Source organism: Pseudomonas sp. KB-10, assembly GCF_018221585.1.
Classification (GTDB): Bacteria; Pseudomonadota; Gammaproteobacteria; order Pseudomonadales; family Pseudomonadaceae; genus Aquipseudomonas; species Aquipseudomonas yangonensis.
Genome location: NZ_QYYB01000001.1, coordinates 23116 through 37557 on the forward strand (window position 1 = coordinate 23116; position 14442 = coordinate 37557).

A 14442-nucleotide genomic window follows, 5' to 3' on the forward strand; every position below is an offset into this window, starting at 1 on the left:
CGTGCCGACGAATTCGCCAAGCCACTCACACTCCTGAGGAGCCGTGCGGCCAGGCCGGCGCTGTGCCTATAATCGGCGTTTTGCCGGAGCTGTCCATGTCCGCCCTGCTCGAGGCCTGGCGCCACACCCCAACCCAGCGCAAGGTCTGGGCGCTGGCGGCGCCGATGATTCTCTCCAACCTCTCGGTGCCGATGGCGGCGCTGGTCGATACCGCCGTGGTCGGTCACCTGCCGCATGCTCACCAGCTGGCGGCCGTAGCAGTGGGTGGCAGTCTCTATACCCTGCTCACCTGGGCCATGGGTTTTCTGCGCATGGGCAGCACCGGTTTTGCCGCACAGGCTGCCGGCCGCGAGGACGGCGGCGCCCTGCGTCAGGTGCTACTGCAGGGGCTCGGCCTGGGCGTGTTGCTGGCCTTGCTCCTGGGTTTGCTGGCTGTGCCCTTCAGCAGCGCCGCGCTGAGCCTGATGCAGCCATCGGCCGAGCTGGACCAGTTGGCGCGCCACTACTTTCAGATTCGCCTGTTCGGCCTGCCCGCCAGCCTGGCGACCTATGCGCTGATCGGCTGGCTGCTGGGCACCCAGAGCGCGCGCGGTCCGCTGGCCATTCTGCTCAGCGCCAACCTGATCAACGTGTCGCTGGATCTGCTTTTCGTGATCGGCCTCGAATGGGGTGTGGCCGGCGCGGCCTGGGCCTCGGTGATTGCCGAATGGAGCGGTGCCCTGCTCGGCCTGTGGCTGGCCCGCAGCGCACTGGCTCGCTATCCAGGCCAACTCGACGGCAGCGCACTCAAACGCTGGAACAACTGGCGCCCGCTGCTGGCGGTCAACCGCGACATCTTCATCCGCACCCTGGCGCTGCAACTGGTGTTCTTCCTGATCACCGTGCAGGGCACACGCCTGGGCGATGCCACGGTGGCGGCCAACGCCCTGCTGCTCAATGGCCTGACCCTGACCGCCTATGCCCTGGACGGCCTGGCGCATGCCGTCGAAGCCTTGTGCGGTCATGCCCTTGGCGCGCGGGACCGCGATGCGCTGCGCCGCTCGCTATTGGTGGCCGGCACCTGGTCGCTGCTGGCCAGTGCCGGCTTTGCGCTGTTCTTCCTGCTCGGCGGGCACTGGTTCGTCGGTATGCTCACGAACATTGCCGAGGTCCGCGAACTGGCCCTGAACTTCCTGCCTTATCTGGCGTTGCTGCCTCTGCTGGCGGTGTGGAGCTACCTGCTCGATGGTCTGTTCATCGGCGCCACCCGCGCCCGCGAGATGCGCGACGCCATGCTCATCGCCCTGGCATTGACGCTGCCGCTGGGCTGGTGGCTGCAAAGTCTGGGCAACCACGGGCTGTGGTTGGCATTTCTGGCATTCATGGGGCTGCGCAGCCTGGTATTGGCTGGCTATGCTTGGCAATTGAGCCGTCGCGACCTGTGGTTCCCTTCCCCTGAATTAGCAGGCCGTTGAAAAACGTAGGCGAGGCAGGTAAGACAAGGCAAAAACGGCCGAAAAAGCGCAGTTTACAGGTGTAAATGAGCATTTTGAGGCCGTTTTTAACGCAGTATTGCCAACGTAGGTAGTTTTTCAACAGCCTGCTAGGAGAGATCGCTCATGCTCAGCGTGCCAATCCCACCGAATGAAGCCGAGCGCCAGGAAGCGCTGGATCGCATGGAGCTACTCGACACGCCCGCCGATCCCTATCTCGACGCGCTGACCCGCCTGGCCCGCGACCTGTTTCAGGTGAAGATGGCGCTGGTCAGCCTGGTCGACCGTGATCGTCAGTGGTTCAAGAGCCGCCAGGGGCTGGACGCAGCTGAAACGCCGCGCAGCCTTTCTTACTGCTCCCAGGCGGTACTGCGCAACGAGCCACTGATCGTCGAGGACAGCCAGGCGGATGTGCGTTTCGCCCGCACCGAACTGGCGCGTAATACCCCTGACGTGCGCTTCTATGCCGGCTGGCCGCTGCACAATGCCGACGGCTTGCCGCTGGGTACCCTATGCCTGGCCGACCCGAAGCCGCGCGCGTTCGGCAAACAGGACATATTCAAGCTGCGCGACCTGGCCTACCTGGCCGAACACTATTTGCACCTGCAGCATTGCTCGCAACAGGCCAGCGACCTGCGCGACGCCCTGAGCCGCGAGCAGCGCAAGGGCATGCTCGATGCGCTGACCCAGCTGTGGAACCGTGCAGGGCTGCTGCACTTCCTGCCGCTGGAGCAAGCCGCAGCCGAGCGCCACCAGTTGCGCCTGGGCCTGATCTACTGCGATCTGGATCACTTCAAGCAGGTCAACGACAGGTACGGCCACGATGGCGGCGACCACGTGCTGTGGGAAAGCGCGCGGCGCATGAGCGCAGCGGTACGCCCCCAGGATGTGGTCACACGCAATGGTGGCGAGGAGTTCGTCATCCTCTCCCAGGTGCACGATGAACAGGAGCTGCTGCAAATTGCCGAACGCATCCGCCTGGCCATCGCCAGCCAGCCGATGCAGCTGGAAAAGGCCGAACTGCAACAGACCGCGAGCCTCGGCTGCACGCTGATAGGCGCCAACGAGAGCCCCACGGACGCACTCAAACGTGCTGATCAGGCGCTTTACCAAGCCAAGCATGGCGGTCGCAACCGCACTGAACTCGCCCCCAACGCCCACTGAAAGGAAACACGGATGGCTGCCGCGTTCGTCGCTTACCTGCACTACCTGTCGATCTTCGCCCTGTTCGCCCTGCTCAGCATCGAACACGTGCTGTTCAGGGCGCCGCTGGATCTGTCCCGGGCACGCAGCCTGATGATCGCCGACCTGGCCTACGGCATCTGCGCCGGCCTGGTGCTGGTCACCGGTATCGCCCGGGTGCTGTGGTTCGGCAAGGGCGCGGCCTACTACATGGGCAACAGCCTGTTCCACGCCAAGCTCGGGCTGTTCGTGCTGGTCGGCTTGCTGTCGATCCTGCCCACCCTGGTGTTCATCAAATGGCGTAGCACGGTGAAGGCCGGCCAGGTGCCCGAGCCGAGCGCGCGGCAGGTTCGCCTGGTGACCTGGAGCATTCGTATCGAGCTGCTGCTGTTGCTGGTGATACCGCTGCTGGCCACGCTGATGGCGCGCGGCTACGGGATGATCGCGGCAACGCCGTGATTCACAGGCGCATGCCGATGGCCAGACGATTGAGCCCGCTCATCAGGGCTACGGCGATGGTCAGATCGGAAATTTCCCTGGGCGAGAAATGCGTCTCCAGCGGCAGATAATCCTCATCGGCAGCGTGGCTGCGGGTGATGTCGCTCAGCGACTCGGCCCAGGCCAGCGCCGCTCTTTCGCGCTCATCGAAATGGCCACTGACCCGCCAACCGGCCAGGCTGTCCAGCTTGACCTGCGGCACGCCCTCCTCACGCAGTGACTGACTGTGCTTCTCCAGGCAGTAGGCACAGCCGTTGATTTGCGACACACGCAGATAGAGCAGCTCCACCATCGCCTTGCCCAATGGTCCGTGCTCCAGCGCGGCCTTGGTGGCAAGCAGCGCCTGCGTGGCTTCGGTGGATAACTCGTAGTAAGGCTGACGTAGCGCCGTCATGACAACGTCTCCTGTGCAATGAGATGGGGATTGAGAGCCAGCTGCTCGCGCGCCTGCGCCAGCATCGCCTGCGCATGCTCCTGGCCACGCACCAAGCCCTGGAGATGGACGAACTCAAGGTCATGAATGCCAATGGTGCTCAGCACATGGCGTAGATAGGGCGTAAGAAAATCCGGCTGGCGCGCCTGCTCGCCGCGATAGACGCCACCAGAGCTGACCACCACGAAGGTCGGCCGATCTGCCAGCAGCCCGACCTTGCCCGCCTCGGTATTGGCGAAACTGCGGCCGATGCGCAGCACATAATCGATCCACGATTTGAGCGTCGCCGGCACGGTGAAGTTGTGCATCGGCGTAGCGATCACCAGACAGTCGCTGCGCTCCAGCTCATCGATCAGTTGCTCGGAAAGGCCCAGCGCCGGCTCGTCGTTCGGCGCCCGCGCCACCAACGCAGTGGCGTAATCAGCGTGCGGCGCCGGCAGGGGTTCGCTGGCCAGGTCACGCTCAAGCAACTGCACGTCGGGATGACGCTGACGCAGACGCTCCACCAGTTCCAGAGCCAGGACGCTGCCGCGGCTCTGACGGCCATATGGACTGCAGTGCAATAACAGGATTCGTTGCATCTTAAAGTGCCTCGCGAAAGTGCATGCCCAGGGCCAGCAACCCCTGACGGTAGTAGAAGCGCTGCCCGCGCGCATTAGCCAATGCCGTATCCAGCACCAGATTGACGCAGCTCAGCCGCCGCGCCTGCGCGCGGGCCTCGTTCAGCAACTGCTCGCCGATGCCCTGGCTGCGCAGGTTCTCGCGCGTCACCAGATCGTCGAGGTAGAAAAAACGGCCATGCAGCAGGTTCTCCTGCAAGCGACAGCCGGCCAGCCCCACCACCTCGTCACCGGCACGCGCGGCCAACAGGCGATAGCCTTGCTCGGCCTGGCGCTGCAGGCGCTGGACGAAGTCATCGGCATCGCTCAGGTGCGGACGCAACACGCGCATCAGCTCGAAGCAGGTGCGCCATTGCTGAGGGGTATCGAGCCATTCGTAGTAGTAGTCGGGGTTCATGGCGGTTCTCCGGCGAAGATGAGCACTACTCTAGGCAGAACATGGCATAGTCAGTAGAGCCAAGACCTTGCAAATTGAGTAGGACATGGAAATGCGCGTTCAACTCGCTCCCATGCGTGATCAGGCGGCGCCGATCTATCTGCAGCTTTATCAACGCTTGCGTGAAGCTATCGCCGATGGGCGCTTGCAGCCAGGTGAGCGCGTGCCTTCGGTGCGCGCCCTGGCCAGCGAACTGAACCTTGCGCGCGGCACGGTGGAAGCGGCTTATCAGTTGCTGGTCGGCGAAGGCTATCTGCTGCCCCGCGGCCCGGCCGGCACAGTGGTCTCACCCCAGCTACCGCAATCCCCGCCAAGCACCGGCGTGTCGACCAAACCCCGAACCAGATCAGCACCGAGCGAACGCTCACTGCGCGAAGCACTACCCTTCCAGCTCGGCTTGCCAGCCCTGGACGCCTTCCCCCGCAAGCTGTGGAGTCGCCTCGGCGCCCGCCATTTGCGCCAGCTGGCGTCGGCCGACCTGGACTATCCGGACGCGCAGGGCCTGTACGCCCTGCGCAGCAGTCTGGTGCGCTATCTGGGTGTGTCGCGCGGCATCGCCTGCGAGCCGCAACAGGTGTTCATCACCTCCAGTTACCGCAGCAGCCTTCTGCTGATTCGCCAGGCGCTGCTGCAAGCAGGCGATGCCTGCTGGTTCGAGGATCCAGGGTATTTCAAGGCGCGCGAGGCACTCGAAGGTGCCGATCTGCAGTTGATTCCGGTGCCGGTGGATGATCAGGGACTGCGCGTGGATGATGGGCGCAAGCTAGCCGCCAATGCCCGTTGCGCCCTAGTCACGCCATCACACCAGAGTCCGCTCGGCGTGTCCCTGAGCCTGCCGCGCCGCCTGGCACTGCTGGACTGGGCGCAAGCCAGCCAGGCCTGGATCGTCGAAGACGATTACGACAGCGAATACCGCTACGTCGGCCCCCCGCTGCCGGCCCTGAAGAGTCTCGATCACCACGGTCGCGTGCTGTATTGCGGCACCTTCAGCAAGGTGCTGTTCCCCGGCCTGCGTCTTGCCTATTTGGTGGTGCCGCCGGCGCAGGTGGAGCGCTTCACGGCCTGCGCACGCATCTTCGATCACGCCGGCCCGGCATTGTCCCAGGCCATCACTGCGGACTTTCTCGACCAAGGCCACTTCGCCCGCCACCTGAAACGCATGCGCACACTCTATGCCGAACGGCGCGACTTTCTGGCAAAGGCACTGGAGCAGGTATTCGGCGCGCGTTTACGGGTGGAGTTGCAGGCTGGCGGTATTCACCTGCTGGCACGGCTTAACGAGTCCGAAGATGACAGCGCCCTCGCCGCCCGGGCGCAAGGTGCAGGGCTGGCCGTGATGGCCTTGTCGCAATGGGCGCGCAAGTATCCCTGCGGTAGCGGGCTGCTGCTGGGCTTCACCAATATCGCCAGCGCCGAGCAGGCATTGCACCTGGCCCGGCGGCTGGCGAAGGCGCTCGATCAGGAGGCCAGGTAGGACGAGCGGGTCAGCCCCAGACGCAGCGCGTCGAGGAACTGGGTACGCTCACGGGCACTGATCCTGGCGCTGGCTACCTTGTCGCGGTAGTGGGTCATCAGCTCCTCGGGCGACAGGTGCACGTAGCGCAGCATGTCCTCGATGGTGTCGTGGGTCTCGATGCCGGCATGCACCACACTGCCATCGGCGGCCTGGTAGATGTTCACCGAGTCGGTATCGCCGAACAGGTTGTGCATGTCGCCAAGGATTTCCTGGTAGGCGCCGACCAGGAAGATGCCCAGCACGTAGTCCTCGCCCTCGCGAATCTCGTGCACCGGCAGACTGGTCTCGATGGACTGCTCGTCGACGTACTGACGGATCTTGCCGTCGGAGTCGCAGGTCAGGTCCTGCAGCACGGCGCGGCGCAGCGGTTCCTCGTCCAGGCGCGACAGCGGCAGGATCGGCAGGATCTGGCCGATGGCCCAGGTGTCCGGCAGGCTCTGGAATACCGAGAAGTTGCAGATGTACTTGTCGGCGAGCTTGTCGTTGAGTTCGTCGAGCACCGCGCGGTGCGAACGCTGGCGCGCCTTGAGCTGGTTGTGCAGGCGACGGCAGATGGCGAAGTAGCACTGTTCGGCCAACGCCTTCTGCGCCAGGCTCAGCTTGCCGGCGGAATACTGCGCGGCCACTTCCTCGATGTAGTGGGTGGCGCGCCAGTAGGTCTCGGCGACCATTTCCGGGTCGCTGTCGTCGAGCAGCTCGATCAGCCAGTGCAGCACTTCCGGCTGCTCCACGCTCGGGTCGATCTCGGGCACCTTGTCGTTGTGTCGCTCGACGTCGGTGACCTGCACCAGTAGCACGGCGTGGTGCGCGGTCATCGCCCGGCCGCTCTCGGAAAAGATGTGCGGATGGGGGATTTCCTGGCGGTCGCAGAACTCCTTGAGCATGTCGACCACGGCATCGGCGTAGTCACGCATGTCGTAGTTGATCGAGCTGGCGTTGCGCGAGTGGGTGCCGTCGTAGTCCACACCCAGGCCGCCGCCGACGTCGATGTGATCGACCGGCAGGCCCATGGCGCGCAGCTCGCCGTAATAGCGGATGGCCTCACGGAAGCCCTTGCGGTAGTCGGCGATGTTGGCGATCTGCGAGCCCATATGGAAATGCAAGAGCCGAATGCCTTGGTCCAGCCCGGCGGCACGGAAGCGCTCGACCACCGAGAGGATCTGCGCGGCGGACAGGCCGAACTTGGACTTCTCGCCGCCGGTGTCGGCCCACTTGGAAGATGCCAGCGAGGACAGGCGCACGCGCAGGCCGATCTGCGGTGCCACCTTGAGTTCGGCCGCCTCCTCGATCACCAGGGCGACTTCCGACTCCTTCTCGATGACGATGAACACGTTGTGACCGAGCTTCTGCCCCATCAGCGCCAGGCGGATGAACTCGCGGTCCTTGTAGCCGTTGCAGACGATGGTGCCGCCCTTCGGCGCCAGTGCCAGCACCGCCAGCAACTCGGGCTTGGAGCCGGCTTCGAGGCCGATGGAGACGTTCTGCGTGGCGATGATGTTCTCGATCACCGCCTCCTGCTGATTGACCTTGATCGGGTACAGCGCGGTGTAGCGGCTCTGGTATTCCAGGCGCTCGATACTGGCGTCGAAGGCGCCGGTCAGGCGGCGCACGCGATCCTGCAGGATGTCCGGGAAGCGCACCAGCAGCGGCAGCGACAGGCCGCTCTGACGCAACTCGTCGACCTGCTGACAGAGGTCGATGGGCTGGCTGTCCGGACCATTGGGACGCACTTCGATACGCCCGGCATCGTTGATCGAGAAGTAACCGGCGCCCCAATGGCGAATGCCATAGACACTGCGGCTATCGGCTACGGTCCATTGGCTGCCGTCGTCTTTGCGGGTGCGTCGTGCGGACATCTAAGTCTCCCTGGAAATGGGTTTTCGCAACCGAAGGTCGCGTCAGAAATTAAAGGCGATAGATGACGGTTGCTCGGCGGTCGACCACCAAAGCTCGTCGAAAGTTTAGAAAAAGCTGGCTCAGCCGCCGGACTTCTTCGCGGTAAACCCGCGTTTGCTCAACTCGGCGAGCAACAGATCGACATGGTCGCCCTGAATCTCGATCACGCCATCCTTGAGGGCACCGCCGGTGCCGCAGCGCTTTTTCAGCGCGCTGGCCAGCTCCTTGAGCGGCTCCTCGGCCAAAGGCACCCCGCTCACCGTGGTGACGGTCTTGCCGCCTCGCCCCTTGGTTTCGCGACGTACACGGGCGATGCCATCGCCCTCGGGAATGCGCGTCTGTTTGCAGATGCAGGCATCCACCGGCTGATTGCAGTCCGGGCAATGGCGACCGCCATCGGTGGAATAGACGAGACCGCTCAGGGCGGAGAATGAAGAGGCTTTCTTGACCACCGGTTTGTCCTCGTAGGGGTCAGGATAGCGACTGGCTGAACGGATTCAGCCGCGAAGCCCCACTCAGGCAGGGGCAGCGCAGGCGGACAGACGTCCGCCGAAAAGGCCGCGCAGTGTAACGGCAAAGGCCGGGATTGCTAAGACCATATTTGCGTCATTGTGCGGCACTTTGGCGACCCACCTGACACCTTGCCAGAGAACTGGTAGGGCGGGTGCAACACGCCGCAGCGAAAACTCGACGAAACACGCGAGCCGACACGACCACCCTCTCCCGCCCTTCGGGCACCCTCCCCCATAAATGGGAGAGGGACATCAGCCGACCGCAAGCGGCCGGCTTATATAGCGCTGCAGCGCCGCCAGCGAGTCCGGGCAATAGGGTAGACGGTGGGTTTCCTCCAGCGCCTGCTCGATGCTGATGAAACGCGCCTCCAGCACCTCTTCCGGTTGCAACACCAGCGGCGCATCGGACACCGCCGAGTAGGCCATGCACCACAAGCGGCTTTCCGGTGCGTCGTAGAGAAAATGCGAGTGCTCGATCAGCTCGGCATCGACTATGCCCAGTTCCTCGGCCAGTTCGCGCTCGGCGGAAAGCCGGTAGTCCTCGCCCTCCAGCACCATACCGCCGGCTGCCACATCCCAGTAGCCGGGATACAGCGCCTTGCTCAACGTGCGCCGGTGCACGCACAGCAAACCGGCCGAGTTGAACAACAGGATATAGGTGCCACGCCCGATCAGCCGCCTCTCGCGCAGCTCGGCGCGGGAGACGCCGCCCAGCGGCTGGTCGTTCTCGTCGACCCAGGCGACTCGCTCCTGGTCCGAAGCGGCGCGATGCGCCGCCTCGGTCGCCGAGATCGCCTCCATCACCCCTGGCTCAGCAGCTGGCGCAGGTCGATCAGGCCGGCGTTGGCGCGGGAGATGTAGTTGGCCATCACCAGCGAGTGGTTGGCGAGAATGCCGTAGCCGCTGCCATTGAGGATCATCGGGCTCCACAGGGTCGCTTGCGCTGCCTCCAGCTCGCGGATGATCTGGCGCACGCTGACGGTGGCGTTCTTCTTCGCCAGCACGTCGGCGAAATCGACCTCGATGGCGCGCAGCAGGTGAGCCAGCGCCCAGGCCTGACCGCGGGCCTCGTAGAACACGTTGTCGATCTGCAGCCAGGGCGTCTCGTACACACCGTCACGCCCTACCAGGCCGGACTCTTCGGCGTCGTTGCCGACCTGCAGATTTTCGTTCAGGCGCACCTGACCCACGCTGGCGGAGAGGCGCTGAGACAGCGAGCCAAGGCGAGTGCCGGCATCGCCCAGCCAGTTGTTGAGGTTGTCGGCACGGGCATAGAACAGCGCGCTTTTCTGCCCCGAATCGGACAAGCGGGCGAGGTAGCGATCCAGCGACTTGATGCCCTCGCGATACTCGGACTCGGACGCCGGCAGCGCCCAGCTCTTGTTGTCGAAGTGAAAGCGCGGCTCGGCCTTGGCCAGGTCCGGATCCTCGGTGGACTGCGACTGCGAGCGGGCGAAATCCTTGCGCAGCGCGCGGGAGAAATCGCGCACCTGCACCAGCACGCCATATTCCCAGCTCGGCATGTTGTCCAGCCACAGACCGGGCGGGGCAAGGTCGTTGGACAGGTAGCCACCCGGCTTGTCGAGCAGTGTGGAGGCGACCTGCTTGAGCGTCTCCACCGTCGTATAACCGGTGACCATCTGCCGCTGCGCCTGCTGCGCCGCGCTCTGCGCGTGCTGCTGTACCTGGAAAGCAGACGGCTCCTGACTCCAGTACCAGCCGACCACCAGGGCGATCAGCAGATAGGCGCCTATCAGGCCGCCCAAGGCTCGGGCGATCAGGCTGCCGCCGCTGCGGCTGCCTGCTGAGGCCTTGTCGGCACCGTCTTGCGAGTTCGTCGCACGATTCTTCCAATCCAGCATGGCAGTGTCCTTTTCAAGCGAATTCGAGTGTTCGACCACAACCCGGCCAGCGGGTTGCGACCTGCTGCGCACTATAAGACAAGCCCACGGCAAAGCGCAGGAAACAGAGGCAAACTTACCGCTGGTACGGGAAACTTCCGTTTCTGTCGCTTATTCGACAGAAATACCGGCGTCAATTGATCGACGGCAATGTCAGAATCGCCAGCAGGTGATAGCATCAAGCCACCACTGACTTAACCCTTTATAGAAGTCGGCCCATGACCGAGCACCCGGACCCCAGTCGCGATCGGCTCAAGCATCACTTCGCCCAGCGCGTGATCCACCAGGCACGCCAGGTGCTGGAAGTCTGGCAGCGCCTGCAACGCAGCGAATGGAACGACACCGGCATGGCCGAGCTGAGCGAGGCCAACCTGCGCCTGCTGCGTTATGCCGAGCGCTTCGACCAGATCGAACACGCACAACTGGCGCAGAGCATCGGCACCAGCCTGGACGAAGTGGTGGAAAACCGTGGCCGCCTGAACAGTAGCCTGATCGCCAGACTCAATCAGGCCATGCAGCGCCTCTCACGTACCGGCCTGCGTCATGGTGACGCCTTCGAGCAAACCTTTCTGCCGCCGCTGCGCAAGCCGGTGTACATCGCCCTGCAGGACGCCAAGCGTGCCGAGCGCCTCGCCCAGCAACTGGAGTTCTTCGGTCTGGCCGCACAGGCGCTGAGCGATGAGCGCGCCTTCCGCGCCGCCATCACCGAGCGCCACCCGGCGGCCATCGTCATGGATGTCGACTTCGCCGGCGCCGGGCTTGAGCTGGCCGGCTCGGTGCAGGAAGGCCTGGAGCAGAAGATTCCACTACTGTTCTTCAGCCACTGCGATACCGATACCCCCACGCGCCTGGCCGCGGTACGCGCCGGCGGCCAGGAATTCTTCACCGGCTCGCTGGATGCCTCGAGCCTGCTCGAACGCATCGAGGTGCTGACCCACGTTTCGCAGTACGACCCGTACAAGGTGTTGATCGTCGACGACTCCAAGGCCCAGGCGACTCACACCGAGCGCGTCCTCAACAGCGCCGGCATCCTCACCCATACGCTCACCGAACCTATTCGGGCGATGGACGCGCTGGCCGAGTTCCAGCCGGACCTGATCATCCTCGACATGTACATGCCCGAGTGCAACGGCACCGAGCTGGCCAAGGTGATCCGCCACAACGACCGCTACGTCAGCGTGCCGATCATCTACCTGTCGGCAGAGGATGATCTGGACAAGCAACTCGACGCCATGAGCGAGGGCGGTGACGACTTCCTCACCAAGCCCATCAAACCGCGCCATCTGATCGCCACCGTGCGCAACCGCGCAGCCCGCGCGCGCAATCTCAAGGCGCGCATGGTGCGTGACAGCCTCACCGGCCTGTACAACCACACCCACACTCTGCAGTTGCTCGACGACGCCTGTTATCGCGCGCGCCGCGAAGATCAGCCGCTGGCCTTCGCCATGCTCGATATCGACCATTTCAAGAAGGTCAACGACACCTATGGCCACCCCATGGGCGACCGGGTGATCAAGAGCCTGGCGCTGTTCCTCAAGCAGCGCCTGCGCAAGACCGACCATATCGGTCGTTATGGCGGCGAAGAGTTCGCCGTGGTACTGCCCGATACCGACGAGCAATCGGCGCTCAAGGTGCTGGAGGAAATTCGCCTGCGCTTCGCCGAAATCCACTACCCGGCCCAGCCGCAGGACCTGTCCTGCACGTTCAGTTGCGGCATCGCCATGCTGCAACCGGGGCTCGATGGCAACGCATTGTCCAAGCGCGCCGATGAAGCGCTGTACAAGGCCAAGCACGGCGGCCGTAACCGGGTGGAGCTGTACAGCGGCGACTGACTGCCGTGCCGGGCGCAAAACGTGATGCAGCGCACGTCGTCATAAGCCTGTAACCAAACCGCAATAAGCTCGCGCGCATCGTTCAGTTGTCGATCGAGCCCGCCATGCGTCTCAAGCTGCTCACCAACCTCAACACCCTGCTACTGGTCACCGTCTGCATCGCCCTGGCAGCGACGCTCTGGTGGTCACAGCGCGCCTTGCAGCAGCCGGTACAGTTGATGGAGCGCTATCTGACGCTGTCCCAGCAGTTCCAGCACGACGTGGCCGACAACATCCAGGCCTACCTGGCCAGCGGCAATGCCGTGCAACACAGCGCCGCGACCCAGGCCATCGACGCCTTCGACGAATCCCTCGAACAGCTGCCGCAACAATTGGCCAATGAGCTGCGCCCAAGCCTGGAACAGCTGCGCGCGTTCAGTGCCAACCAGCTGCTTGCGGCCGGCAAGCTGGCCGGCGACCCACAGGGGCTACTGCTGCAGGCCGAACGCGAGATGCTCGCTGCGCTGGAGCAACTCGGTCAGTACGTCGACAGCGCCACCAGCCCGGTTGCTGCGAGCTATCGCAAGCCGTTGCAGGAGGCCGGCTCGCGCCTGCTGAAGCTGGCACATGCCCGTGAGCGCTTCACCAGTCAGGGTCGCAGCGAACTGCTCGGCGACGTCGAACGCGAACTCAAGGCCCTGGGCCAGCAGGTGGAAGCGCTCGACAGCCTGCCACTGCTCGGCGTGCAACAGGCCGACAGCTCCGCCAGCATAGGTTTCGCCGCCCTGCTCGGACTGGATGATGCAGACCAGGAGCAACAGGCACAGGACCGCGGCATCGATCTGAAACGCGAGCTGAGCGCTCTGGTGCGCCGCTACCCAGGCGAACTGCAGCGCACCCGTGAACTGGTCGAGCAGCGTCAGCAACTGGCCGTGACCACGGTTGAGCGCGTGAGCCAGGTGCAGCAGGCCCTGGCTGCGCTGGAGCCGCTGGTGAAAGGCGAGTACGCACGCATCCAGCGCGAAGTGCGGCTGATCCAGGGCCTGATGATCGGCCTGATCCTGCTGATCGCCCTGGTGATAGATCGCATCCAGCGACGCCTGTCCCAGGTGCTCGGGCATCTGGTGCCGGCGCTGTCGAGATGGGCCAGCGGAGATTTCGCCACACCGATCAGCATCAACTCACGTACCCGCGAATTGCGCGACATCGAAGACTCGCTCAACCATCTGCGCCGTTATCTGGTGGAGCTGGTCGCTAGCATCCGTGGCCACGCCGAACAGGTCGCCGGTTCCAGCCGCACCCTGGCCGATCTCAGCGGCGGCCTGCACAGCGGCGCGCAGCGCCAGGCAGCCGATACCACATTGATCCGCGACGCGCTGAGCGAACTGGAGGCCACCATCGGCCAGGTCGCCGAAGATGCCAGCCAGACCGCCGATGCCAGCCGCGACGCCGACCGAGCGCTGGTGCACGGTCAGCAGGTCATCGGCCAGAGCCTGGAAGGCCTGCACGCGCTGGTCAGCGAAGTGCAGGACAACGCACAGGCCATCGAGCGTCTGGCCAACGAGACCGCGACCATCGGCGGCGTGTTGACGGTGATTCGCGGCATCGCCGAACAAACCAACCTGCTCGCCCTCAACGCCGCCATCGAAGCCGCGCGTGCCGGTGAGGCCGGCCGTGGTTTCGCCGTGGTCGCCGACGAGGTGCGCTCGTTGTCACAACGCACCGGCAGCGCCACCGCGGAAATCCAGGAAGTGATCGGTCGCCTGCAACAGGCAGCGCACCAGTCCGTACAGGCGATGCGCGCGCAGGTCGAGCATGCCGAGGCCACTGCCGGCAAGGCCGAGACCGCCGACGGCGCGCTGGATGAAATCGTCAGCGCCATCCGTACCATCGCCAGCATGGCCCAGCGCATCGCCGAGGCCACCGCCCAGCAGAGCGGTGCGGTCGGCGAGATTCGCGAGCACGGCGAACGCATCCACCAACTGGGTGACGACAACCTCAGCCTGATCGCCAGCGGACGCAACGAGAGCGAACGTCTGCTGCAGCTTGGCGGCCAGTTGCACAGTGCCGTGCAGGCGTTTCGCGTCTAGCGGGCTGCGACACGGCAGCGCAGGGCAATTCTCGGCAGGAACTCGGTAGCACCGGACTTCTCCAAGGCTCCGCTC

13 protein-coding genes are annotated in these 14442 nt (G+C 64.4%); 6 read left to right on the forward strand and 7 right to left on the reverse strand.

Going from position 1 to position 14442, the window contains the following annotated elements:
* Positions 1 to 95 precede the first annotated feature (95 nt).
* The 3 genes from DXK50_RS00075 to DXK50_RS00085 all read left to right on the forward strand — a co-directional run bounded on the left by DXK50_RS00075 (position 96) and on the right by DXK50_RS00085 (position 3113).
* Positions 96 to 1454 carry an MATE family efflux transporter gene (locus tag DXK50_RS00075; RefSeq protein ID WP_212628930.1) on the forward strand — a complete coding sequence of 453 codons (1359 nt, stop codon included), beginning with the start codon at positions 96 to 98 and terminating at the stop codon, positions 1452 to 1454.
* Positions 1455 to 1598: 144 nt separating this feature from the next.
* On the forward strand, positions 1599 to 2636 hold the full coding sequence (locus tag DXK50_RS00080) for a GGDEF domain-containing protein (RefSeq protein WP_212628931.1): 1038 nt from the start codon (positions 1599 to 1601) through the stop codon (positions 2634 to 2636).
* A gap of 12 nt (positions 2637 to 2648) precedes the next feature.
* Positions 2649 to 3113, forward strand: coding sequence for a DUF2214 family protein (locus DXK50_RS00085; protein ID WP_161864806.1), 465 nt, complete (start codon positions 2649 to 2651; stop codon positions 3111 to 3113).
* A gap of 1 nt (position 3114) precedes the next feature.
* On the opposite strand, the gene DXK50_RS00090 is transcribed toward DXK50_RS00085, so the two are convergent.
* The 3 genes from DXK50_RS00090 to DXK50_RS00100 are packed head-to-tail and all read right to left on the reverse strand — an operon-like array spanning position 3115 to position 4602.
* Positions 3115 to 3546, reverse strand: coding sequence for a carboxymuconolactone decarboxylase family protein (locus DXK50_RS00090; protein WP_161864805.1), 432 nt, complete (start codon positions 3544 to 3546; stop codon positions 3115 to 3117).
* Positions 3543 to 4166, reverse strand: coding sequence for an FMN-dependent NADH-azoreductase (locus DXK50_RS00095; protein ID WP_212628932.1), 624 nt, complete (start codon positions 4164 to 4166; stop codon positions 3543 to 3545). The genes DXK50_RS00090 and DXK50_RS00095 overlap by 4 nt, the downstream gene beginning before the upstream one ends.
* Position 4167: 1 nt before the next feature.
* Positions 4168 to 4602 (reverse strand): GNAT family N-acetyltransferase, encoded by a 435-nt coding sequence (locus DXK50_RS00100; RefSeq protein ID WP_212628933.1) that lies wholly within the window; start codon positions 4600 to 4602, stop codon positions 4168 to 4170.
* A gap of 91 nt (positions 4603 to 4693) precedes the next feature.
* Here DXK50_RS00100 and pdxR point away from each other — a divergent pair, with 91 nt between their 5' ends.
* Positions 4694 to 6115: a MocR-like pyridoxine biosynthesis transcription factor PdxR gene (gene pdxR, locus DXK50_RS00105; protein ID WP_212628934.1), complete on the forward strand. Its 1422-nt coding sequence runs from the start codon at positions 4694 to 4696 to the stop codon at positions 6113 to 6115.
* Here the strand turns inward: pdxR and speA are convergent.
* The 4 genes from speA to DXK50_RS00125 form a co-directional block, all read right to left on the reverse strand.
* Entirely contained in the window at positions 6100 to 8013 is a 1914-nt protein-coding gene (gene speA, locus DXK50_RS00110; protein WP_212628935.1) for an arginine decarboxylase, read from the reverse strand. The genes pdxR and speA overlap by 16 nt on opposite strands.
* Positions 8014 to 8133: 120 nt before the next feature.
* A complete protein-coding gene (locus DXK50_RS00115) occupies positions 8134 to 8505 on the reverse strand; it encodes a translation initiation factor Sui1 (protein WP_024306846.1) in 372 nt (123 codons plus the stop codon).
* A gap of 312 nt (positions 8506 to 8817) precedes the next feature.
* The gene (locus DXK50_RS00120) at positions 8818 to 9366 is read right to left on the reverse strand and encodes an NUDIX hydrolase (protein WP_212628936.1); all 549 of its coding nucleotides are present in this window, start codon (positions 9364 to 9366) and stop codon (positions 8818 to 8820) included.
* The gene (locus DXK50_RS00125) at positions 9366 to 10427 is read right to left on the reverse strand and encodes a DUF2333 family protein (RefSeq protein WP_212628937.1); all 1062 of its coding nucleotides are present in this window, start codon (positions 10425 to 10427) and stop codon (positions 9366 to 9368) included. The genes DXK50_RS00120 and DXK50_RS00125 overlap by 1 nt, the downstream gene beginning before the upstream one ends.
* A 257-nt stretch (positions 10428 to 10684) precedes the next feature.
* Between DXK50_RS00125 and DXK50_RS00130 the strand changes: the two genes are divergently transcribed.
* Both DXK50_RS00130 and DXK50_RS25320 read left to right on the forward strand, forming a co-directional pair.
* The gene (locus DXK50_RS00130) at positions 10685 to 12298 is read left to right on the forward strand and encodes a response regulator (RefSeq protein WP_161864798.1); all 1614 of its coding nucleotides are present in this window, start codon (positions 10685 to 10687) and stop codon (positions 12296 to 12298) included.
* Positions 12299 to 13323: 1025 nt separating this feature from the next.
* A complete protein-coding gene (locus DXK50_RS25320) occupies positions 13324 to 14367 on the forward strand; it encodes a methyl-accepting chemotaxis protein (protein WP_461818366.1) in 1044 nt (347 codons plus the stop codon).
* Positions 14368 to 14442: the final 75 nt, after the last annotated feature.

Coding starts and splice junctions, on each gene's coding strand:
- speA (WP_212628935.1), bottom strand. CDS start 8,013: ATGTCCGCACGACGCACCCGCAAAGACGACGGCAGCCAATGGACCGTA.
- DXK50_RS25320 (WP_461818366.1), top strand. CDS start 13,324: ATGATCGGCCTGATCCTGCTGATCGCCCTGGTGATAGATCGCATCCAG.
- DXK50_RS00100 (WP_212628933.1), bottom strand. CDS start 4,602: ATGAACCCCGACTACTACTACGAATGGCTCGATACCCCTCAGCAATGG.
- DXK50_RS00075 (WP_212628930.1), top strand. CDS start 96: ATGTCCGCCCTGCTCGAGGCCTGGCGCCACACCCCAACCCAGCGCAAG.
- DXK50_RS00080 (WP_212628931.1), top strand. CDS start 1,599: ATGCTCAGCGTGCCAATCCCACCGAATGAAGCCGAGCGCCAGGAAGCG.
- DXK50_RS00085 (WP_161864806.1), top strand. CDS start 2,649: ATGGCTGCCGCGTTCGTCGCTTACCTGCACTACCTGTCGATCTTCGCC.
- DXK50_RS00090 (WP_161864805.1), bottom strand. CDS start 3,546: ATGACGGCGCTACGTCAGCCTTACTACGAGTTATCCACCGAAGCCACG.
- DXK50_RS00125 (WP_212628937.1), bottom strand. CDS start 10,427: ATGCTGGATTGGAAGAATCGTGCGACGAACTCGCAAGACGGTGCCGAC.
- DXK50_RS00130 (WP_161864798.1), top strand. CDS start 10,685: ATGACCGAGCACCCGGACCCCAGTCGCGATCGGCTCAAGCATCACTTC.
- pdxR (WP_212628934.1), top strand. CDS start 4,694: ATGCGCGTTCAACTCGCTCCCATGCGTGATCAGGCGGCGCCGATCTAT.
- DXK50_RS00120 (WP_212628936.1), bottom strand. CDS start 9,366: ATGGAGGCGATCTCGGCGACCGAGGCGGCGCATCGCGCCGCTTCGGAC.
- DXK50_RS00095 (WP_212628932.1), bottom strand. CDS start 4,166: ATGCAACGAATCCTGTTATTGCACTGCAGTCCATATGGCCGTCAGAGC.